This window comes from Sphingobacterium ginsenosidimutans, from assembly GCF_039536865.1.
In the GTDB taxonomy this organism is placed as follows: Bacteria; Bacteroidota; Bacteroidia; order Sphingobacteriales; family Sphingobacteriaceae; genus Sphingobacterium; species Sphingobacterium detergens.
The window spans coordinates 1,506,143-1,528,547 of record NZ_BAAAZK010000002.1; the positions used below are offsets into that span (position 1 = coordinate 1,506,143).

The 22,405-nt window shown below is 43.5% G+C and carries 13 protein-coding genes; 5 read left to right on the forward strand and 8 right to left on the reverse strand.

Annotation, left to right across the window (positions count from 1 at the left end; translation table 11 throughout):
• Window positions 1-97: 97 nt before the first annotated feature.
• Window positions 98-1,729 (forward strand): hypothetical protein, encoded by a 1,632-nt coding sequence (locus ABFX33_RS06195; RefSeq protein ID WP_346084910.1) that lies wholly within the window; start codon window positions 98-100, stop codon window positions 1,727-1,729.
• 159 nt (window positions 1,730-1,888) lie between these two features.
• Here the strand turns inward: ABFX33_RS06195 and ABFX33_RS06200 are convergent, their stop codons facing one another.
• The 4 genes from ABFX33_RS06200 to ABFX33_RS06215 are packed head-to-tail and all read right to left on the reverse strand — an operon-like array spanning window position 1,889 to window position 7,649.
• Window positions 1,889-2,587, reverse strand: a complete 699-nt coding sequence (locus tag ABFX33_RS06200; RefSeq protein WP_346084912.1) for an ABC transporter ATP-binding protein — start codon at window positions 2,585-2,587, stop codon at window positions 1,889-1,891.
• A 5-nt stretch (window positions 2,588-2,592) separates the two neighbouring features.
• Window positions 2,593-4,764 carry a TonB-dependent siderophore receptor gene (locus ABFX33_RS06205; RefSeq protein ID WP_346084913.1) on the reverse strand — a complete coding sequence of 724 codons (2,172 nt, stop codon included), beginning with the start codon at window positions 4,762-4,764 and terminating at the stop codon, window positions 2,593-2,595.
• A gap of 27 nt (window positions 4,765-4,791) precedes the next feature.
• Window positions 4,792-6,222, reverse strand: a complete 1,431-nt coding sequence (locus tag ABFX33_RS06210) for a DUF3526 domain-containing protein (protein ID WP_346084915.1) — start codon at window positions 6,220-6,222, stop codon at window positions 4,792-4,794.
• Window positions 6,219-7,649: an ABC transporter permease subunit gene (locus ABFX33_RS06215; protein WP_346084917.1), complete on the reverse strand. Its 1,431-nt coding sequence runs from the start codon at window positions 7,647-7,649 to the stop codon at window positions 6,219-6,221. Before ABFX33_RS06215 ends, ABFX33_RS06210 begins: the two co-directional genes overlap by 4 nt.
• 86 nt (window positions 7,650-7,735) lie before the next feature.
• Here ABFX33_RS06215 and ABFX33_RS06220 point away from each other — a divergent pair, with 86 nt between their 5' ends.
• From ABFX33_RS06220 to ABFX33_RS06235, 4 genes are read left to right on the forward strand one after another with little or no spacing between them, the layout of a single operon-like run.
• Window positions 7,736-9,940, forward strand: coding sequence for a peptidase domain-containing ABC transporter (locus tag ABFX33_RS06220; RefSeq protein ID WP_346084918.1), 2,205 nt, complete (start codon window positions 7,736-7,738; stop codon window positions 9,938-9,940).
• Between the two features lie 32 nt (window positions 9,941-9,972).
• The gene (locus ABFX33_RS06225; RefSeq protein ID WP_346084920.1) at window positions 9,973-12,648 is read left to right on the forward strand and encodes a lantibiotic dehydratase; all 2,676 of its coding nucleotides are present in this window, start codon (window positions 9,973-9,975) and stop codon (window positions 12,646-12,648) included.
• A gap of 8 nt (window positions 12,649-12,656) precedes the next feature.
• Window positions 12,657-13,502: a thiopeptide-type bacteriocin biosynthesis protein gene (locus tag ABFX33_RS06230; RefSeq protein WP_346084922.1), complete on the forward strand. Its 846-nt coding sequence runs from the start codon at window positions 12,657-12,659 to the stop codon at window positions 13,500-13,502.
• Window positions 13,499-15,445 (forward strand): lanthionine synthetase LanC family protein, encoded by a 1,947-nt coding sequence (locus ABFX33_RS06235; protein ID WP_346084924.1) that lies wholly within the window; start codon window positions 13,499-13,501, stop codon window positions 15,443-15,445. Before ABFX33_RS06230 ends, ABFX33_RS06235 begins: the two co-directional genes overlap by 4 nt.
• 48 nt (window positions 15,446-15,493) lie before the next feature.
• Here the strand turns inward: ABFX33_RS06235 and ABFX33_RS06240 are convergent, their stop codons facing one another.
• The 4 genes from ABFX33_RS06240 to ABFX33_RS06255 form a co-directional block, all read right to left on the reverse strand.
• Window positions 15,494-15,685 (reverse strand): pinensin family lanthipeptide, encoded by a 192-nt coding sequence (locus ABFX33_RS06240; RefSeq protein WP_120258748.1) that lies wholly within the window; start codon window positions 15,683-15,685, stop codon window positions 15,494-15,496.
• 911 nt (window positions 15,686-16,596) lie between these two features.
• Entirely contained in the window at window positions 16,597-18,261 is a 1,665-nt protein-coding gene (locus tag ABFX33_RS06245; protein WP_346084925.1) for a vitamin K epoxide reductase family protein, read from the reverse strand.
• 20 nt (window positions 18,262-18,281) lie between these two features.
• Window positions 18,282-19,370 carry a TlpA family protein disulfide reductase gene (locus ABFX33_RS06250; RefSeq protein WP_346084926.1) on the reverse strand — a complete coding sequence of 363 codons (1,089 nt, stop codon included), beginning with the start codon at window positions 19,368-19,370 and terminating at the stop codon, window positions 18,282-18,284.
• Between the two features lie 188 nt (window positions 19,371-19,558).
• Window positions 19,559-22,069, reverse strand: a complete 2,511-nt coding sequence (locus ABFX33_RS06255) for a hypothetical protein (protein ID WP_346084927.1) — start codon at window positions 22,067-22,069, stop codon at window positions 19,559-19,561.
• Between the last annotated feature and the right edge of the window lie 336 nt (window positions 22,070-22,405).

Below are 22,405 nucleotides of genomic sequence, written 5' to 3' on the forward strand. Positions count from 1 at the left end.
AATGAACCAGTGCAGCTGTCTTGGAGACGGCTGCAATTCGTTTAAACTGGATATAAAATAGCAGAATTTAAGATTTTTTTTTAAGAAAAGTAAAAATATGAAAAGTAACATAAGGTATAGCTATAGTAGCCTTTTATTTATTCTGGTTATACTTATCAATGCCTGTAGTAAAGAGCGCTCCGATATCAGCAGCATAAATGGTTCCACTGTACGATTAAAAATCGGACAGACATTTTCTTTGCCGGATGACAAGAGCAAAATCGCTGTAACGGGACGACGTATAACCGACGCATCCCAGTCAAAAGAAATCGCTTATAATGACCAATACACACTAGTCGCTACGCTAAGAGAAGTAGGACCACAAGCCTCCTATCCCAAAGCTTCCAATAACAGCGCAACAGTGCCCGGCACAAGTGAACAGCATGCGCTAAAAGAAGGTACATCATATTACGTAGCGATTTTCGATGCCTCAGGTGAATACAAAGAGACAAAATCATTTAAACAGGGTAGCAGCGTTCAGGATTTTACAATAAATAATGGAAAATATACTTTCGTCGTCTATGCTTCTGGCACAAATGCCCCCTTGTCCTTCCTAAATTCAGGAACTAAATTGAATACCGCAAAATTTGAACAATTGAGCGCAGATGAGGACCTGATGATGGATCAGGTTTCTTTCGAGGTAAAAGATGGCCAGAATGAGCTCGCTGCCCAATTAGCGCATCTTTTTACACAAGTTACCTTGAAGTTAGATGCTTCGGCAGTCGGCGAAATTCGTATTGGAGAGGGCGCAATATCCCCCTCACATCCGAAAAAATCCATCGATATCTCACTTGCAGATCGAGCCATCTCTTATCGTGGAGCAGTAGAATCCGTACCGCTTGTGTTCCAAAACAAAAGTGGTCAAGTAATTTCTTCGGATTCGACTTTTATCGTAACTCCAGCAACTGCAAATGGTATCATAAAACTACGTGATGTATCCGTCAATGGAAGTACCCCTAAGGATGTGGTGCAAGGCGGCTGGAATCTACGACCTGGGGTAAAGTACACTTTGGAGATTAATCTCAAGGCACCAGCTGATCCCGTTATACCGGTGGCAGGTACGAATTGGAGTATAGGCGATCTAATTTACAGGGACGGAATCTATCAATTTGCCCCGCCCAGCGATGAGAGCATTTACTATACTTGGTCGCCATCACCGACTGATCAGACGGAGGCTTTTTGGTATACGGATTTTGACGACAGCGTCAAAGGTATGCGCATGTATCGTGTAAACGGATCCTATGCACAAGAGCCACTTGCCGTAGCAAATCAAGATCCCTGTGCATCGGTAAAACCATTAAATGCATGGCGACTTCCGACCAGTGCCGAAATCGTTAACTTAATGTCCAGTAATACTAAAATATATCATGCAAAATATGATACAGGAAATAATAGTTATCTGAAGACAGGCTTGTTTTTTGGCGTTGACTATCAGCCTGAAAAACCCGAAATGGATAAGTATTTATATTTCCGGTCTTTCTACTTTATCTCTGCTGGGATGTATCGTTTTGCGCCAACTACCCAAAGTGCCTATCTGCTTGCGGGGAAAAAATACCTAGCCTTTGAGCAGCCCTATAGCGACGACAAACGGACTACTTTAGGTAGTTATGAGATCAAGCCGCTGACATTTAGGCCGAGCGCATCAGCTCCTAGTGAAGCTGTTAGAATCCGTTGTGTTAAAAATAAATAGTTCAAGCGCGCTAAAATTAAAATAGGCTAGGCAATCAACGCCTAGCCTATAAGAAATACAATAAACTAATGCCTAAGGTAATTGAACAACCATTTTCAGGGCAGGAAGGTTTATACCGCAAGCTGTATGACAAGAAGTTAGAGTAGCCAGATATAACGATCAGCTTCGCATGATCGTTAAATAGATCTTTTCAAGCTCGTTGGCCGAAATCTCATCTGCACGAAGCGTATTCACCAGAGTTCCCTGTTTCATGATGCCGATACGTGTACCGCTGTGGACAGCACTATAAATATCGTGCGTAGCCATTAAGATTGCCTTTCCAGCCGCCCTCATTGCGCGCACATTTTCATTAAACTCATACATCGCCTGTGGGTCCAGCCCGCTGGTAGGTTCATCCATCAATATCACTTTCGCATTTTTAGCCATGGCAATTGCAATCCCGATCTTTTGTCGCATGCCTTTGCTCTGCTGTCCCACTCTTTTTTCAAAAGCTTCGGGCTGCAGTCCCACCTGACTCAGGTAATTACAGAGTTTATCTTTCGGATACCTGTATCCCGCGAGCCGGCTAAAAAAATCCAGGTTTTCCAGGCTGCTCAAATACGGGTAGAGCATCACCACTTCGGGTATATAGGCAATATTCGATGCCTGTTGCCCAGGAGATACCAGCTTTCCGTCCACCCAGGCCTGACCGGAGCTAGCGGCAATAAAACCAAGGAATAAATTGAGGGTTGTCGTTTTTCCAGCACCATTCTGCCCCATCAGGCAGAATACCTCGCCCGATTTCACCTGCAAGTTTAGGTGATCCAGCACGATATGGCTGCCATAGTGTTTCGTCAATTCAACTGCTTCTAACATCATATCCGTTAAAATTTAAAACCTACTATTGCCCTAATGTTAAAGGGGTCACCATCGATGTAGTAATAGTTACGTCCTTCATAAGGGTACGATGAAATGATATCGCCAGAGGCCATATAGCGCCGGTTGGTCAGGTTATCTGCGATAAGTTGTACAGAAAGCCTGTTGTGCGTATAATTTAGCCCGGCATCAAATTTGGTAAAATCAGGAATAAACAGATCTTTTTCGGAGGTACTACGTTTTATCCATGTACTTTGACCAACGCTGAGCTTCAGTACCGCCTTATTTTTCAAGGGAAAACCATATTGTACCCAGGTATTTACGATCTGTTGTGGCGTCTGGGGTGTTTGTTTCCCGATCAGGCTTTCATCACTATTTTTAGTAATTACAGCATCCACAAAAGTATAATTCGCAACCAGGGATAACGCATCTGTAACATGACCGATGACATCCAGTTCGATCCCTTTGCTGATCACCTGACCAAGTTCTTTGACAAAGCCCTCATGTTCGAGGTCGGTGATAACGCCATTTCGCTTGACCGTCCGAAACGCGCTCAGCCCCGTATACAACCGGGAACAGAAAAAATTCCGCTTGACTCCCATCTCCATATTTGTTCCGTATTCAGGGTTGACAGCTTCAGAGCCCACCACTTCATTCCCTTCGTTTACAATCGCTTTCTGCCCGGTCTGCGGAATAAATGTCTCGTCATAGAGCAAGTAAAAGGTTGTAGCCTTATCCATCAGATAAGTCAGTGCCACACGTGGCGATAGAGCCTTCTGATGGTATGTATTCGTACGAACAACGCCTCTGGCATTGATGGACTCCTGATCACTTTTGTACCAGGTATATCGGGCACCCAGTGTGAGTCGCAATTTTTCCAGCAGATCAATATTATCGTAGGCATAAACCGATTTGAGGAAGGTATTTCGATCGAGCCGCGAAGCTCTTACCGTGTTGCTCACCGCTGCATCGACCTGATTATCCGGGTTGCTTCGGAGGTAGACAAATTGCGCTGTTCCGTTGTTGAGGGATAGAGAGTCCTTACTATTGATGTAATCGGCTCCAAATACAAGCTGATGTTTTATTGCACCTGTTGTGACCGTTCCATTGGCAAACAACTGCGTGGAGAAGGTCTTCCCCGCACCCATCGTCAGCGAACTACGCCGGCGTGTGGTATCGCCATCCCTAAAATTAACCAGACTTCCTGCAGATGTCATATTCCAGGAGCGGTAAGGCGACCAGAGGAAGGAAGACTGGGAAGTCAACTGCCAGGATTTATTGAATTTATGCACCCCATACAATCGTGCGGTCTGATTCTGGGCATAACTTCGTGGCAGACCAAGCCCTGCACTGTAATTCACAGCGATCGGTCCTTTGAGTTTATCGGCTTCATTGCGCACTTTAACAATTGCTGTTCCATTTTTTGTTTCACCACGCACCAGATTATATTCCGCCAGCATATAGGTATTGGGACTGAAATTGTATTGGATTACCGGAGCCAGGGCATATTTATCTGTTTTTAAATAGTCGAGGAAAGAATTACGGTGCTGATAAGCCAGGTTTAAACGATATGAAAGCCCTTTATCTTTTACCGCAGACCCCAGATCGGCCGTGGTACGGAAGAAATTAAAGCTGCCCAAGGATTGACTGACGTTCAAGAGCTTATATTTTGGCGTTTTGGTCACAATATTGACCGAACCCCCGGGTTCACCAAAAGAATTCAAAAAACCGGCGGGCCCTTTGACGATTTCAATGTTTTCGATCAGCGCTTCATCGTCTATTGCAGCACCGTAGTTAAACCGTCGGGACATCCCGTTCAGGGTCGTATATCCCATAAAACCCCGCATCTGCACTATAGCCGAATTATCGAATGGTGTACTGTTGTAACCAAAATATACACCACTTACATTTCGTGCGACATCCTTCAATTCGAGCGCCCCCTGGCTCTGTAGCAATCCCGAGGAGATGCTGATGATATTTTGAGGGATTTCCAACAGTGGCAACTGCAGCTTTAAGGTATTGGACAAGGTATCTGATTTTACCTTCGTATTTCGCAATTGCTGCACACGCACTTCCTTGAGGTTGTAGGTACGGTAGATGGTATCCTGCTTGGTCGCTTGCGCATGGCTGGCAAGTTGGTATAAAGAGAAAAATACCAGGAGGGAATGCTTTATTTTCATGCTTTTCATTTTTGATATGATTCGTTGTTAGTATTTCTTTTCCATCGGTCGCATTTTCGCTGCTATAGCCCAGACAGCTAAGGTCAGGAACAGTATGCCAGCTATTTTCCAGGCAATGGAGCTTATTCTTCCCGGATCAGTAGATGGAGAAAATTGTGGAAGGTGCTTTAGGTCTTCTTTCGAAAGTTTGGCATCCCGCAGCAAAAAGCCATTCATATGCAGTACCCAGCGGTGCTGAAATCGAGCGACATCCCCCTGATAATGCAGGTAGTCGCCCAGTCCCGTTTGGGCAATTTCATTGAGCAGGGACTGCATCTGGGTGACAGGATTGAGCCAGCTGGTCCTATCCAGCCAGCGCTGATGCAGCTGTGCTTCTTGCTGGTATGCACGGATATTTTTATCCATTCTTCGCCCCAGCAGATCATAGTAAGCTACAAATCTTTTATTTCCATATTGTGCGGTATCTGTGGGTCGCCGCAACGGCACATATTGCAGATTATTGTTATAAAATTGCTCAACGATCTGAGGTATAGGCATCTCCCAAGTCTCGAGCATCGTTGCCCGTTGCTTGGACACCAGTTCCGTCCGTAGTGGCAAAGGCTGTTTTAGTGCGACCAGCCGATTGCAGAGCGCAGGCAGCACAATCGTCAGTCCCAGCCAGATGCCCATGAGTAGTAGCACACTTTTGCGGGATGAGCTTCCACGGAGGACAACCATCCAGGCCAGCACAAACCAAAACAACAGATAAATTAGGGTCGCCAGGTTCCAGAGCAGAAAATCAACGCCATCTTTTGGTATAGGCGGCGCCATCATCAAACCGATACCGTTGAATGTCATTAGCAGCAGCCAAAGCAACCCGAGCCGGAAGAGTAATTTATAGAAAAGAATGCGTCGCAGACTTCCTCCATGTAGGTGCAGCAAGCGATCCGTCTGTTGTTCTTTCTCCCGGGCAAATAAGTCATAGGAGAGCACAATAATCAGCAGGGGGATCAAGTAGATCAGCACAAAAGATAAATCAAAATTACCGGCAGCCAATTTTTCGGGGTTGGCTATAGCGGTATTGGGAGGCGTAAAAAAGTCCCTTTTACTATTGACTATATCATAGGATGGCAGGATATCCCGTTGTCCGATTGCCATCAGCGCCAGTGCTGCCGGGGGATTGGTCGCGATTGGCGATGCCCGGTATTCGATGACCTGCGGCAGGCCCGCCTGAACAGCCAAATTTTTCCCTTCTATGGTGCTGGTATCACTGTCAAACCGCTGTATCAACTCAGCGAATTGCCGCTGCTGATTCCTTTGGAGGGTATCGAGCCCCCTAAGCTGCTGCTCGACAAAATGCCCTCCCGTGTACAGGCTGTATCCCCCCAGCAAAATGAAGAAAAATAGTAAAGCAAGTTGCAGGGGCTGTGCAATAAACTGCTTCCATTCGAATCGAAATATAAGTTTAAGGAGATTCATAGCCTAGTTTTAAAAAATTTCAGACGGAAGCCTAACACAAGGGCCAGGACACATGGCCAGACCAGGAGCCCAAAAAGAGGGATACCCTCCCGCCACAGCAGAACGGCAAGCTTCGGAAAAGGATAGTGAAAAGCAGGGAACAGTGCGGCCGGAGCTGCTGCCGAGACCTTATGCAGTTCCTCCTGTTTCGTTTTTTTAGCAACTTCATTGTTGAGTCGGCGAATGAAGGTATTTCGATAATCCCTGGCCTGCTGGAAGAACAGCTGATGGTGAAAAAAATCTGTTCCCGACAGTGTCATGGACAACCTTCTCAATGCCGTAAAGGGGTTCAACAGTCCCATAGCAGATAAGCTTTGTTGCTGTTGATCAATTATCTTTTCCACGTTAGCATAGTAATAGTCAAATACTTTTTGCTGATAATCCTCATTGTACTGCAAGACCAGACCATCGACGTTCAGAGGCAGTTCCGCTAATTTTTTGACTCCATATTGGCTACAAAGCTGTTCGAGGTATTTCTCTACACGGGATCTACTGTCCCCTTCCCCATGGATCCCTTTAAGATAGCCCTGTCGGACCTGATGATTAAATTCAGCCCTTGAGGACAAAGGGTAGCGCTGATCAATCCAGGTCGTCCCGATTTTTGGCAGCACAATCGCTCCCAACAGCCAAATTCCCATGGCGAGCTGTATCGCCGAACGCGACGAACGACTGCACAAAGAGATTAGCGCAGCAATTAAGGTCAGGGAAAAATAAAAGACCAGATAAGCCAGCATCATAAAGCCAAATCTGCCCAGCAACAGATGCCCAGGGTCAAATAAACATAATAATATCAGCATACCCATAAAGACAGGTAGCAACCAGAGTATTGCAAACATATAATACGCGATGATTTTCGACCAAAGTAGTCTGGAAAGACTGGAGCCATGCGTCAGCAGCATCTTTAGGGTGCCCTGCTCGCGCTCTTGTGTCAGCATCGTGCAGCACATCGTTAGGTAGAGAAAGGGAAGCAACACCTGCAAGATCAAGGTCAATGTCAGGCTTCCAAAACGCAATTGTGCATCTGCACCCTCCGCATTGCTGTAATCGACTTCATGCTGTACATGCGCCTCCACCCGATAACTCGTCCCGAAATAATCATTGAGCCCAGGGTCAAAAACCGTCAGTGGACTCAAAGGCTTGAAAAGGTAAGTACCATAATGGGCCACATCATGCGCATCTGCGTGGAATGTCCGCAGCTCGCTGCTAAATTTTTTGTTGCTCTCCTGTCGGTCCTGCGCATCCTGCTGATATTGCAATATCCCCAAAAGACCACTTAAAGTCAGCAATACAAATACGATACAGGAAAAAATAAAGATCGTCCGGTCGCGGTAAGCAACTTGAAATTCTTTTTTGATCAAGCTAAAGCTAAGGGATAAGGACTTATTCATCGTAAATTAATTAATGCATCAAAGTTGCAAATAAATAATAATATTTGCAACTTTGATGCATTAACACTTATTCAAACTGTTGGTATATGATCCTGTCCTTTCGACCAAAGCGAAGATTTCCATTTTACAAGCAGCCCGACGCCATGGATTGTGGTCCTACCTGCCTCAAGATCATCACAAAATATTTTGGAAAAACATTTCCATTGTCCCATTTTCGAAGTTTGTGCCGCATCGGCAAGCAGGGTACCAGTTTTCATCAGCTGGCTGAGGCCGCACAGCAGCTCGGTTTCAAAACACTGTCGGCATCATTATCCTATCAGGTACTGAGCCAACAGGCTCCTCTACCCTGCATCCTGCATTGGGAGCGTGAGCATTATGTGGTACTTTATCGGATCACAGCCAAGTTTGCCTACCTTGCAGATCCGGCAATGAACGGTAAAGTGAAGATCAAAACAATGGATTTCCTACGCTCCTGGGAGACTGCCGCAGGTACAGGTGTCGGCCGGGCATTGTTGCTTGAAACAAGCCCTGATTTTGAATCACAAGCCAGTATCGCTGATCCGTCTGCATCTGTTTGGTCCCTGCTGCCCCTGCTCAAAGACCACCGCAAAAAACTGATCCCCATCGGTATCAGCTTACTGATTGCCAGTCTGATCTCCCTTTCGGTCCCCTTTTTGACACAGCTCACGGTAGACAAAGGCATCGCCTATAAAAACACCCATCTGCTGCTGCTAATTTGCCTGGGGCAGCTGATGTTATTCTGCGGCAAAATGCTCATGGATTACCTTCGGGCGAGACTCTTGTTTGCTATCGGCGCCCGGACGAGCATCAAGATGCTCAAGGAGTTCCTCGCCAAACTGATGGAACTTCCATTTTCTTTTTTTGACAACAGGCAGGCCGGCGACAATATGCAACGTATCAATGACAATCAGCGTGTCGAAGATTTTCTGACCAATTCCCTGATCAATTTTATGCTTTCGGCCATCACACTACTTGTTTTTGGTGCAGTTCTTTTTTACTACAACTGGCAGATTTTTGCCATCTTTCTCATCGGTGCGCTGCTGAGTGTGCTCTGGTCCAATTCCTTCCAGCACAAAAGAAAGGTGATCGACCAGCGAAAGTTTAAAGTACTCTCCGCCAATCAGCAGCTACTGCTGGAAATCTTTTATGCGATGCAGGAGATCAAACTGACGGGTAGCGAGCAGGAGAAACAGCAACTCTGGGCCGGCATCCAAGATCAGTCCTACGGTTTGAAAATGGAGTCCCTACAGTTGGATCAACTTATGCAGGGTGTTGGCTTTTTTCTCAACGAAATCAAAAATGTCCTGATCACTTACGCAGCTGCAATGCTGGTCATTCAGGGAGATGTAACCCTGGGCGGTATGCTGGCCATCACCTATATCTGCGGGCAGTTAAATGGCCCCGTGACCCAACTGATTGAATTTGCCCGCGTCTCTCAGAACACCAAATTCAGCCTGCAGCGCATGGCGGAAGTACATCAGGAGACTGCTGAAGATCAGGATATCCCCAGCCAGCCTATCGCCGCCAGTCCGCAGTCTATCCATGTCAACAATTTAACTTTTCGGTACGATACCGCCAACAGCGAAGCAGTCCTCAAGGATATCAAGCTCCATATTCCAGCCGGCAAGATCACAGCCATAGTGGGCACTAGCGGCAGTGGCAAGACAACACTGATCAAGCTACTGCTCAAATTTTATCGGACCGATCCAGGATCAATCATCATCGGCAATACCCCACTCGACCAACTGCATGCCAAGGCCTGGCGTGCCCGTTGTGGTGTCGTCATGCAAGATGGCTACATCTTTATGGATACCATCGCCAACAATATTTACGCCGGTGCATCAGTCAAGGACGAGAGACGCTTGCAGGAGGTGGCACAACTGGTCAATATGCACCATTTCATCCAAACCATGCCCTTCGGCTACCAAACCATTATAGGCCGGGACGGCTATGGGCTGAGCAGTGGGCAAAAACAACGCCTCCTGATCGCCAGGATGATCTATCGCAATCCACCCTATATTTTTCTCGATGAAGCCACAAATTCGCTTGATGCCCACAATGAGCTAACGATTGTCAATAACCTGAACAGTTTTTTTGAGGAAAAGACTGTCTTGATCGTGGCCCACCGCCTCAGCACCGTGAAAAATGCCCATCAGATTATTGTGCTCGATCAAGGCACCCTTGTCGAACAAGGCACACACCAAGAGCTGATCAAAAAAAAAGGCAGCTACTACGAACTGATCAAAAATCAGCTTGAGTTAACAAATTGATTGCTATTCCAACTTTATTAAATCCATGCATCATGATTGAAATCCTTCCCTATTCCCTCGTCCGCTATGCAAGTTTGCCCGTCGCTACTTTTGCCCCATTCCACCTTGCAGGTCTAGAGCAGCGTCTGCAACATATCCATCACATGCAGCATGAGCGGTCGCTGCTGCAGACGGCCATCTGCGATCACCTGTACGAATTGGTCCAAACTGCGCCAGGCGATACCGAACGTATCAATCTGATCCGGCTCAAACGGGTGATCTACAACAATAAGACCATCAGTATTCAATTACTGACCGACTGTAGCCCGCTGTTGCCGCCCGCATTACAGGCACAACTGCGCAAACTATTTGACCTGATAACTGCCATAAATATTACCGAAAGCAATCAGGAAACACATTACCAGCAACATCTGAGCAATAGCCATCGCCACCTTCAACAGCTGGCGGGCAACCCCTTATTACAAAATGGACTCCTATTGTCCAGTCCAGTGCTGTACAGCCAGCTCCCCGACTATATCAGCAAAGATCCCAAAGATTTCGGTCCGAAGGAATGGCGGCTGATCTTTAGCCTGCTTCGTTACCTGACGCGAATGACCTTTAAAACATCGCCATTCAGCAGCTTCACTTATACTGGACAGGCACAGTTTATCGGCAACCATAACGCTATTTTCGACAGCGCAAAACCATCGATCCGATCCGGTATCCGCCTCCATAACGGATTATTTGAATACATTAAATCCATCCTTAATCAGCATCCTGTCCTCAACGAATATCTGCTGGTAAGGCTCAACAATACCGTCCGGCTCGAAGAGAATAAATTGTCCTTTTTATTTAACCACCACAATATCGAATCCTTCCAGAAGCTTCCCGCGGTGGGGCTGCAGCGTTATATTTTAGAACAGCTGCGTACCGCAGGCACTTCCAATATGACTTTCTCCGCGTTGATTCAAATGCTGGAACCTGTAGTTGCTCCTGCAGACCGGCACCAGTTAAAACAACATCTTATGCAATTGGTGGATACAGGTTTTCTGGAGCTAAGTACCGATATTTCGGCGATGGACCACCATTGGAGCCAGGCCTTAAGGCATTTTTTAAGCGCTACAAACTGCAACCATCCTGATATGATGCTCCTCATTCGGCTGCTTGACAGCCTTGCTACGGTTCAGGCAGCCTACCCGCAGGCCAATGTCATGCTACGGAAAGAGCTGCTGAAAGTCGCGGAAAAAGAAGTTAATAGCTCTCTTAAACAGCTCCAGGCTGAAACAGGCGCCGCAGCCCCAGCGATTACCGCCAACAGTGCTGCAGCTCCATTCAAAAAAACAAATCCCGGTCCCTTGCATTTTTCAGGACGACAGCTTATTTACGAGGACTGTTACACCGATACAACAGACAGCCTTTCGGAAGCCGCTGTCCGCCAGTTTATCGAAAAAACAGATGCATTGCTGCAGTACCTTCGACCCATGGAGGCCATGGCTCCCGAAAGAGAAAAAATGCTTTCCTTTTTCAAACAGCATTATCCTGTCCGGGCCAGCGTCAATATCCTGGATTTCTATTTCGACTATTATTCCAATGTCAAAAAGCAGGAAAAAGAGGCAGCTCCGCCACAGCTGACAAATTCCGGTCCATGGATTGAAAACCTTGGCCGGCACCTCAAAGAAATTGTGGTCCCCGGCCAGGACATCCTCAATCTTGATGCACATTTTTTCGACGCTATATCCCACGCTCAAAATGGCCATCAAAAAACAGGCTACTCACGGGGAATATTCGTCCAGTTTTACGCGGAATCTGGAGATAAGGCTTCGGAGAGCACCCTTACTGGGGTTATCAATGCGGTGTTGCCGGGGATGGGAAAAGTCAGCGGCCGCTTTCTGCACCTATTTCCCCCAGCCATGAGCGATAGTATCCGCAGTCATAATGAGCGGCTCCATCCCGACCTGCTGAAAGCCGAGCTGAGCGATGGCTCATTCTTTAACGCCAACATCCATCCGCCATTGCTCTTTCAGGAATGCAGCCTTTCGGACGAACATCGACATTATCCCCCAGAAAGACAGATTCCGGTACACGAGTTATCTGTTTGCCATATCGAAGGCGAAGACTTTCTGTCCTTATTTTATCGGGAGCAGGAAGTATTTGCTTATGACCTTTGTCTGGAATCCTTTTACAACCGCTCCAATTTCTATCAGCTGATGGCACATTTTAACAGCGATGACAAAGTTTACCTGCAGCCTTTTATTAACTGCATCGACCGACAATATCTCCCCCAGGATCCGGCCACCCTGCCCCTGATTCTGCTACCACGTATTGTGTATGCCGAAACAGTCATTATCCGGCGCAAAACTTGGTGCATCCAGCGGCGTGTTATACCCGCGCCGCAAGGGACGGAGACCGCTGCGCAGTATTTTGTACGCCTCAACAGCTGGCGAGTGGATGCAGGCATACCCGCTGCCGTCTTTTTATTTTTACGGAAACGGTCCTTTGCTATCGAGGAAGTCGTCAAGGGTCATCAAGCACAAAAACTTTTGCCGGATGATTACAAGCCCCAGTATATCTCGTTTGAGCAGCCGATTCTAGTCGATCTCTTTGTTCGGCTACTGGCCCGTGCCGGTCAGTACCTTATCCTTGAGGAAGTACTCCCCGCCCTCGATCCGACAGCAGGGCCAGCACAGGATCAAGTCAAAGAACACCTTATCCAATGGTACAACTATTAACAAAAAAGATGAGAGACAATTGGTTATCTGTACACCTTTATAGCGCCGTGAGTTTAGACCTGATTCTGCTCCATATTGTCAGGCCTTTTCTCGCAGACCATTTTATACCATCAGCTGATTCTTTTTTCTTTATCCGTTATTGGGATGAAGGAAGCCATATCCGTTTGCGGATGCAGGTACCAGCTGTTAGGGAGCCCGATCTACTGGATGCGCTCGACCAACAGATCCGATCGGTACCATCACTGGGATGCAAGCTGAAGGTTGTTGCTTACGAACCCGAAATAGACCGCTATGGCAATGCCCACACGATCCATTTTGCCGAGCATTATTTTTTCCTTTCCTCCCGCTATATTTTAGCCCATGTTGTCCCAAAACCACAGCGTGGGTCGCCCTTGACTGAGGCCATACACCTGCAGCTGATCCTGCTCAAGGCCCTCGGCTGGGAGATTCCCCACCTGTGCCAATTGCTCGATTATTTTATCGGTGGCTGGATACGCCGCCTGTTTGATCCTTTGCAGGATCCCGAGGCGGAGCATCGGTTTTGGTCAGACCAGTTTGAGAAAAACTTCAATCATAAGGCAGCAACTTTCAAACCTGCTATTGCTCAGCTTTGGAGCGATCTCGACAACAAAGAAAAGTCTGATGACACTACGGTCTTTTTAACAGCGAGTACACAATTGCTCCGCAGCTACCTAGCAGCCATAGATGATCCCCAAAAAAAGATTGCTATATGTGCGAGCCTGATCCACATGAACAACAACAGAGTAGGCTTGTCAAATCTGGATGAAGCCTACGCATCCTATTGTCTTCGGCATTCTTTACAGGCTATTTTATCTTCCCAAAACCCCATATGACAACTCTTTTTAACAGTACCCAGCGGCAACGGCTGACCGAACATCTCGAACAGGTCACCCAACATCTCCTCCGGGCCTGCCGGCAGCACCAAAACGGGCTATATTGGTTGAGCCCCTATTATACAAGTGAAACGACCTACGATTTTAAGGTCACGACCGACCTCTTTCAGGGCAATAGTGGCATTGCACTTTTCTTCCTTGCCCGTTATTCGTATAGCGGATCGCAAGCCGATCTGCATATCGCCCAACGGACAATGGATTTTGTCTCTGATCATCTGGAGCAGAACAGCCCGCAGGCCTTTGGTTTATTTACAGGACTTTCGGGAGTAATTTACACCTATATTCGGTTATTCGAACTTGGCGGCGGTCAGCAGTATCTTGACCGGGCCCATGCACTTGCCCTAAGCTATCAGGAGCAACTTGTGCGGCAGACCATTAAAGCCGATCTGCTCAGCGGTTACTCAGGGAGTCTATTTGTGCTTACCCTGCTACAGCATTATCGTCCCGAGCCAGCACTGATCCAGTTGATCCAGCAACTGATCGATCGCCTGGTCAGCGAAGCTCGTCCTTCCGAAAAAGGCTTAAAATGGGACTACAACCAATCCAAATCCGCCTACGATAGCCTGACCGGGTTTTCCCATGGTGCCTCGGGGATCGCTTATATACTACTGGAAGTCGCCCAATATTTTAACAATAAGGCCCTATTGTACCTTGCCGAAGAGGTGCTGCTCTACGAAATGCAATATTTCCATGCCGATTTTGACAACTGGCTCGATCTGCGCCTCGGAAGCCATCGTCTCCAGACCGCCAATATACAGCATTGGGAGCTGAAAAACTTTCTGCCTCATATCCAGGAGCTCAATTCCTGGGCACATGGTGCCGCAGGGATCGGCCTGGCCCGGCTCGCAGCCTGGCGGGCAACGGGTAAAACAGTATACCTGGATCAATGCCGCAACATCGCCCAAAAATGCAGCACGACTATCCTTCAGGCTGAACGGCAGGACTATACCGTCTGCAGTGGATATGCCGGGCTATTGCCTTTTATGCTAACCTATCCCCATACGGCACAGGAATACAGTTGTGAACTGCTCCTGCATGTCATTGATCAAGCGCAGCTACAATACCAGACTACCGGCAGTTACAACAGCTATATCTCTGCTGGCCGTGACGACTATGGGCTGCTTTCCGGCGCGGCCGGAATCGGCTACAGTATCCTGCAGCTCCTCGACAGCGATATGTCTTCTATCTTCTGCCCAAGCCTCCCGCCTCCCCATAAATCAGTACAACAAGCAATCAAGCTAAACTTTGGGGACCTGCAGCGGGGGCTTTTGGAAAAGTACTACCCCCTGACCCTACAACAGCTCGAGCAACACCCCAGCATGCGCAAGATCCTTGATCAGGAGAACGGTCTCCATGATTTTGAAAACAGCTTGACGGAACAGCTCCTTCAGGCTGATCCAGCCCCTAGCTTGCAGGCTGTTTTTGCACTGGAGCAGACCCAAAATAAGCTGTGGAAACAACATAAAGGCCATCTGTGTTACAGCAAGAAAAATGCCTATATCAAAAGTAAGATCCAGCAGCTAACGGATGGAAAAATGCTGGACCTAAGCCCGCATTCCCTTATACTGGCCGACCACGTCAGCTTATATCTCCTTGACGAAGCGCTACGGGGAGCTCTGGCACTCCCTTCAGATAAGCTGGCCGTCCTATTTATAGCTGACGAATGGGGTGTCAGCAGCAGCTACATTGGGTTGACCAGTATGCTGATTGTACAACAGGTGGAAAATACACCGCTAACAGGAGCTTTATTGTGTGATCAGGTCAGTAACAAACTGATATCCATGATCGGGAAACTGGATGAGGACAATTCCCTAAAGGCCCATATATCCGCGCAGATCCGACTGCTGTTTGAAAGTGGTATATTGACCACAGCGGATGTATAAGCAAGAAAGTCAGGTACGCGACCTGACTTCCCTATTCTTATCATTGCATTAGCAGATTACCGTAGTACATCTGACCGGCGGGTTATGATGATCATCTGTAGGCTCGGTATGTGTTGGTTCGGACACATTTCCCAAACCACCAGACAGGCGTTTTGCCACCTCGCTATCGATACTTGTTACAAAACTTTCTAATTGGAGATCCTCCAGATTTAATTTGATTTTTTCTACTGAATCTTTCATGACTACTAAGTTTAATTGTAATGCCTACTGTGATAACGGGTTTTCAGCTTATCCCCGGTTGCAACAGTACTAAGTTATAATTATTGCAACATAGTTGCAAGAAGTTTTAAAATTAATTTATTTTCTTTTGAACACCGTAGCGCTCGCTCTAAATTAGTCAGGTTGGTTTTTCTAGGAATAAACTGAACTCAAGTATTTTGATATTTAGCAGCAATAGGTATCTGCCAACGAAAGTATATAAAATAAAAAAGGCTAGGGAATGAATACCTAGCCTTTAAAAAATACAATAATCTAACCTGCCTGTGGTCATTGAACAACCATTTTCAGGGCAGGAAGGTTTTAAAAAATTAGCATCTTCTAATTAACTTTATTTTTCTCCTGCTCTTTTAAAACCAAATGTTCCCGTCTACCGTTCCACTAATTTTTATGGTGACGTCGGCGTAAGTTTTTAAAAATACATTCGCTAGGACAGTTATTGATTTTAATTCGATGACTATCAAATGAAAAGATTAAAAAAAAACAAAATTTTAAACACCAAAATATAAAAGCGGCAAGTAAATAAACTTGCCGCTTGAATAAGTTCTCTCTAAAACGTTAGATTAAGCGTAACAACAGTAATTACAAACTTTGTTTTTAGAACATCCTGTGCTACATGTAGGATCGTTCACACAATCTGATGTCACAGGCGCAGAACTACCACCTAATACATTTTTTAGGTCGTCTTTTGTAAGTTTTTCAAGACTAAGTGTCTTAAAATTCTTTAAATTGATTTTTTTCATAATATAAATTTATGATTTGTGATGCTAAATCCGTCCCTAGCATCTTGGGAAATTGAATGCATTTCTTTAAAACACAAACAGTATCATTATTTATTACAAACAGCCTGAAAATTCAACCGATTAAAACCTGTTTTAATCGGTTAAAAAATACTTTAAATCAGCAACCTTGTATTCTACAGGCAGTTCATACCCATTGACGAAAATAGTTGGCGTAGCACGGATTTTCATCTCATTACACCAGTTGTCCATAGTAACCATCTTATCTTTTTGCACTTTAAGGTTTACTTCGATTGGAAATTTTAAGGCAAATTGGTTATAATCTTTGTCTTTCATTTCATACCAGTTATCCAATGCCTCACGTACTTTTTCACTTCCATATTTTTCCTGAATTGCCAAAAAATGAGATACAGGCGCTGTTATCAAACTGAATTCTTCACCTTTACCGACAAAAATCACTCGCATTTTAACTGCAGGGTTTAACCGGATAATTTCTTCAAGAACTGGATGTGCCCTGGAACAGGGTCCACACAATGGATTGCAGACTTTTGTAATTTCAATCGGTGCATTAGGATCGCCAATTAAAATTCCCATCCCATCTGTACCCTTTGTAATTCGCTGACTACTCTTTAATAATACATCAAACACTTTACTGTTGTAGCGAATTTTTTGCAGGCCCCTTCTGTATTCAGCACTTTCAAATGCCGATTTAAAAATGGGAATAATAAGATGAACCAAAAATAAAATTGTTAACCCGAATAAAATCATCTTTATTATCACCATTGTCCCGATAGAAGAAAAAGGTGCCATAGCACTTAAAAGATAGATTGCATTCAACAGGTTAAGCATAAGTAGTCCCTGAATAAACAGGCATAAGCGGCACCATTGCTTTATCACTTTGGCCTGATAATAAATCGAGTAAATTATATAGGGTGAAGCTAACAGGGAGGCAAACGCCCAGAAGAACGAATAGTTTAACCGATCATCATTAAAAAGAAATGTGGACAATAATTGTGTCAAGAAGTATGACATTCCTATTTCTGACCATCTGATGGACAAAACCGAAGCACCTTTAGAACCCAAAACCACATTACAGCTCATTTTACTGTTTGGGTTTCCTTCCCCACAGACCTCCTTTAGAAAGGGATTATTTGTGTCGATCTCATGCCATATAAGCAATGCCGAAATGAAAGACCCTATGGCTCCGGTAAAAAAAACTAAATTTGAGAAAATATTCGATTTAACACCGATGTCACTGCTCCAGATACTGATAAAAGTAAATAATACCAGTCCAATCAGTAAAAAATAGGGTACCGCACGACTGATCTTTTTAAGTTTTTCGATCCTAAGATTTTCGCTGAATTTTTGTTCATCATTTGCAGAATCCAGATCTAATAATAGAACAATCTCTTTATCAATTAACTCGAACTCCTGAATATTCATTTTTTCCAGCTTCCCGGAAATTGGATTAAGGTATTCGATCAGAGCATCATTAATTGATTCTACAACTGTAAAGTTGGGAGAAGACCAGTCCGGCCGCTGTACACTACAGATAAAAGGTGTATCAAACTCTTCATAACTGTGGCTTCCTCTCCTAACCGCCGCATTTTCTATCCCATAGTGTTTCAATGTTTCCTGGACAGAAAGAAGCGACGGGAAATTCGGATCATTATTTAACAGATTCTGAACATTAGTTTTTGTAAAAAGGATATTTGCTTTCCTTAAAATATGTTCGCAGACAGCGTATATTTCGTTATTTGAACCGGATTTCTTAAAAAACCCAAATAGGTCAGTAATCATATATATTATGCGGATAACATTTAGTTTAATTCCTTAATTAAATAATCTTCCAGATCGGAAAGAGATATCTTTTTATTGATTATATTCCCCTTTCTGTCAATAAGAATAGCGGTAGGAAACATTCTGATATACATGGAGGACGAGGTAATAGTTCCATTTTCATCAAGGAACTGTTTCCAGGGCAGATTTTGTTCCTGTATCGCTTTCTTCCAGTTGTCGATTCTTTTCGTTTGGTCTGTCGATATCCCTATAATTTCGAACCCCTTATCTTTATAATGGTCATAAAGGCTTATTAATTTAGGAAAAGCTGCCAGGCAGGGTCTGCAGTTGCTGAACCAAAAATCAACCAGAACAATTTTATTCTTTGGTATAGTTAGTTTTTGGGGTTCATTTTTTTGGTCTTTAAGAGTGATAAGGGGAAAGGGATGCCCTTCCTTAATTAAAGCATTATGTAGATCATGATAAAGCAGATTCCATATTTTGGATTTTTTGACATTTCCAGAAAAATGATCTAACGTTACTTCCCGCAATGCCGTGTGTCCGAAAGTAAAAAATCTCTGCGCAAGATGCCATAATGCAACATACGACTCTGGATTGGCTTTTATATAATCCAGGTATATAGAATCAATTTTCTCCGACCTGTCCATAGAAATTCGATAATAGAAATTATCATCATTATCTTCTTGGAAATAGGGCTTCAAAAATGGCTGAAATTTATTTCTGTACTCATTTCCTGTTTCTCCTATAACATAGCCGTTTTCACCATTTTGGTAGTTAAATACTAACTTTGAACTTGTACTATCAATAAAAAAAGAACCCATTCTTGATGATAGTACATCTATATCCTCAGTGAGAAAAGTATAATATAATTGTGGATAGGTGGCTCTATTCTTAAATACAAAAGAATTTCCCGAAACCTTAGCCGATCTATCTATTGTTTCATAATATTTTGGTGGAATAAATATATCCGGTTTTAGATAAATACTGTCAGATACAGTTTTACCATTAGTTATCTCACCCTCCAAAATTTTACTCTTTTGACAATATACATTCGAATATGACAAAATTAAGAAAGTTGCTGTTGCAAGAATACGGTTTAAAAACTTCATTTTAGAGATTGTTTAATATTGGATGTATATTTATATCATAATTCACAATAGACCATTGCTACCCGCTCCAAGAACACAAGATACAAATAATTTTCTTAATGTAAACATATTATTTAATTCTTTAAGTAGAATACATATTTTTCAAATTACAACTTATTTCCTTCTTTTTCCACTCATCTCGGCAGTTATTAAACAGCATTATACATTAATTTTAAGAATACCGTGTTTTTAAGCTCCACCTCCAATTTGCGAAAATGACTAGCGGTATGTCCATCCAAATATTGAAAAATTGCTTCTTTATCAAATGCCAAAATTCCAAAGTTTTCCTGACCATTACATAGCAGTTGACTACTGAATTTTGCATACTGTTCAGAAAAATGCCCCATGAAATATAAATCACCGACTATCTTGTTACACTGCCATAGTAAATAACTGCAGCATCCTGTTTCTAAGCTAATTTCGTTGGAAGCCTTATTAAACATTGCTAAAAAATAAAAAGAGTAGTTTTCTATGATCCGGAGTAAACTGCCGGAACTGATTTTTTCGTGAGTAGCTATTGATGAAAATATAATCATAAGCTGGCAGATATCTATCATAGCGTATTTTTCGAGCGCAATTTTCGGTAAAGGCCAATAGCCTACAATCTGATCAAGAATAAGCTGTAGACATTCATGATGGATCAAAGATCTGAATCTATGTGTGTTTTTGTGGCTATTCTGATTTCTATTCCTAAGAGAGAGATAGAGTAGCTTACCTGCCATTCCATTGTGTAGACCTATTTCCTCCTTATTGCCAAACAGATACGATGAATAAAAAAGATTATCAAAATCCTCAAGGACTATATTAGAATCTATATCCAGAATATGTCGTTGAGACAGGGACTCTATGCCAAACCCTATTCCGACCAGTCCGGATGTAAAAGCAATGTCATCCACTTCATCCAGACCATCCAATAACATGGAAAAATGCTGACTGGCCACTTCTTTTGAACCATTATGGAATTGGATCCATATCCTTCCTATTGTGGATTCCAGCCAGCAATTAGGGTCAGTTGTTCTGATTTTACCTGAAGTACATTTTTTCCTCCCATTCATTACGAGATCTTCTTTGACGGTCATGTCTTTTAATTCTTCCGCCGCAGGCTTCAGCGCTGTTAGCTTATCATCACTATTTAATGGGGTAAAAAATTTATACCCATATTCTATCCTGTGTTTAATTACACTACGATCGCTAGATCCATTTTGAGTCATGATGGCATCAATAATCTTCTCTTTCAATCCAAGGTGTATTTTTGGATCGAAGGAGGGTAAAGTCGGCTGAAATTTCTCCTGATGCAACGATAAAACCTTTATATCTCTTAATTTATCCACAAGCACCTGAAAAAAGGGATCGACGTAGAGTACGGTCTCACAAATACATGTCAAATAATCGCTATTGTCTTCCGTCAGAAGAAATCGACAAATTTCCTTAGCATCAATGAGCAGAGGTGGATATAAACATGCCCGGTCGGTTTTAATGGCATGGGTCAGTATCTTCTTAACATGATTTTCCTGTTTCTTCAGAGCAACCCAACAAAGATCAGTTATTCCCTTCAGGCTTTCAGGAATATCATGATAGGCTATTACAACAATGGCCACCTTAATATTACAGATTAAATACCGGACTATAACATCTATGTTATGGTCATAAGAATTTCCGAAGGCCAATAAGTCAATAATTACAGTGATGTCTGAGAGCTCGATTCTCCTTTTCTCCAGCTCATCCCTGTTCCGCAAGATCAAGTCCCTCATCGGTGCACTACAGTTATCTGAGCTGATGGATCTTATATCGTCATCGTAGATCGGTGAGTAGTTTAAATAGCTTCCTTTTCTAAAAGCAGTTTTATCTTCAGAAGAATGAACCCCCGAATAATGAAGTATATGGCAATTATTCCATTCTGAAATTGGATCTTGAGGCCAGCAAAAATCAAGTTCTGGTATTACTTCCAGCTGCGCACCTCTTTTCCAGCCACACCATAGCAAAACCCACATGTCAGTGCACCAGGATTGAACAATAACCAACTGCTTTCCAGCTATTAAGGCTCTTTCCCGTAGCCTTGCATTAAAATTTTCCAGGAATATAAATAACTCTTCGCATTTTTTTTCAGCTTCTCTCCAGAAGGCCGCATCAAGATCTTTTAATAGGTATTGAGCCCCTCCTACATGATTATCGTTATCTTTTACCGTCCCGGAATCTATACCAATTATCTTAGCCATTCCTTCAATTAGCATTTTACCTCCAATATGATATAGATAGTCATACCCCAAATACGACTGAATATTTGACGCAAACCACTTGTTGCCGTTCGATAATTTTTCAAAATCAGGCAGTTCCCTAAAGATAATATCTGAATCGTGATAAAAAATAGCTTCTTCCTGCAAATTGGGAAACTTTTCGAAATGCTTACCTATCAAGTGAGGTCGAAGCGATGATGCGTAAACACGGGACAATCTCTCATCAGCATAAATAAATATACGAGCTCGTGTGCTGTAGTAACTTACAAACTTTTTGATATGTTGCTGTAATCCTCTTTTTTGATCAAAACCAAGTAATATATGGATTTTTTCTTTTGGAATCCCTAAAGAATGAAAGTTAGCAATTTGCAGTTCCAATTGCCATATGAAATAATAGTCATCAGGCTGAGCAGACAGGAAGATCATAATCGATACTTTTTATTTATATAGTTATGTGAAAGGCCTCACAAAAAGCCACATCAATTTCTCAATAATTTATTTTAACGCACATAAATATTGTCAATTTAAATTTTTGAATTATTAAACATCCACTAATTTAGGTAATATTTAAAAAATCCACCTACACCTACCCCTATTTCGTTTTAAAATTATTAACTTAGAACAGTATTTCTTTTATTGTACAAATAAAAGAGATCTCATTGAAATACATTACTACACCATGTAGCAACTGTAAGCCTAAGTAAAAGAAATAATATGGAATTTAACAAAAATTGCATTCAAACTATAGATTATAAATTATCA

Coding starts and splice junctions, on each gene's coding strand:
- ABFX33_RS06195 (WP_346084910.1), top strand. CDS start 98: ATGAAAAGTAACATAAGGTATAGCTATAGTAGCCTTTTATTTATTCTG.
- ABFX33_RS06200 (WP_346084912.1), bottom strand. CDS start 2,587: ATGATGTTAGAAGCAGTTGAATTGACGAAACACTATGGCAGCCATATC.
- ABFX33_RS06205 (WP_346084913.1), bottom strand. CDS start 4,764: ATGAAAATAAAGCATTCCCTCCTGGTATTTTTCTCTTTATACCAACTT.
- ABFX33_RS06210 (WP_346084915.1), bottom strand. CDS start 6,222: ATGAATCTCCTTAAACTTATATTTCGATTCGAATGGAAGCAGTTTATT.
- ABFX33_RS06215 (WP_346084917.1), bottom strand. CDS start 7,649: ATGAATAAGTCCTTATCCCTTAGCTTTAGCTTGATCAAAAAAGAATTT.
- ABFX33_RS06220 (WP_346084918.1), top strand. CDS start 7,736: ATGATCCTGTCCTTTCGACCAAAGCGAAGATTTCCATTTTACAAGCAG.
- ABFX33_RS06225 (WP_346084920.1), top strand. CDS start 9,973: ATGATTGAAATCCTTCCCTATTCCCTCGTCCGCTATGCAAGTTTGCCC.
- ABFX33_RS06230 (WP_346084922.1), top strand. CDS start 12,657: ATGAGAGACAATTGGTTATCTGTACACCTTTATAGCGCCGTGAGTTTA.
- ABFX33_RS06235 (WP_346084924.1), top strand. CDS start 13,499: ATGACAACTCTTTTTAACAGTACCCAGCGGCAACGGCTGACCGAACAT.
- ABFX33_RS06240 (WP_120258748.1), bottom strand. CDS start 15,685: ATGAAAGATTCAGTAGAAAAAATCAAATTAAATCTGGAGGATCTCCAA.
- ABFX33_RS06245 (WP_346084925.1), bottom strand. CDS start 18,261: ATGATTACTGACCTATTTGGGTTTTTTAAGAAATCCGGTTCAAATAAC.
- ABFX33_RS06250 (WP_346084926.1), bottom strand. CDS start 19,370: ATGAAGTTTTTAAACCGTATTCTTGCAACAGCAACTTTCTTAATTTTG.
- ABFX33_RS06255 (WP_346084927.1), bottom strand. CDS start 22,069: ATGATCTTCCTGTCTGCTCAGCCTGATGACTATTATTTCATATGGCAA.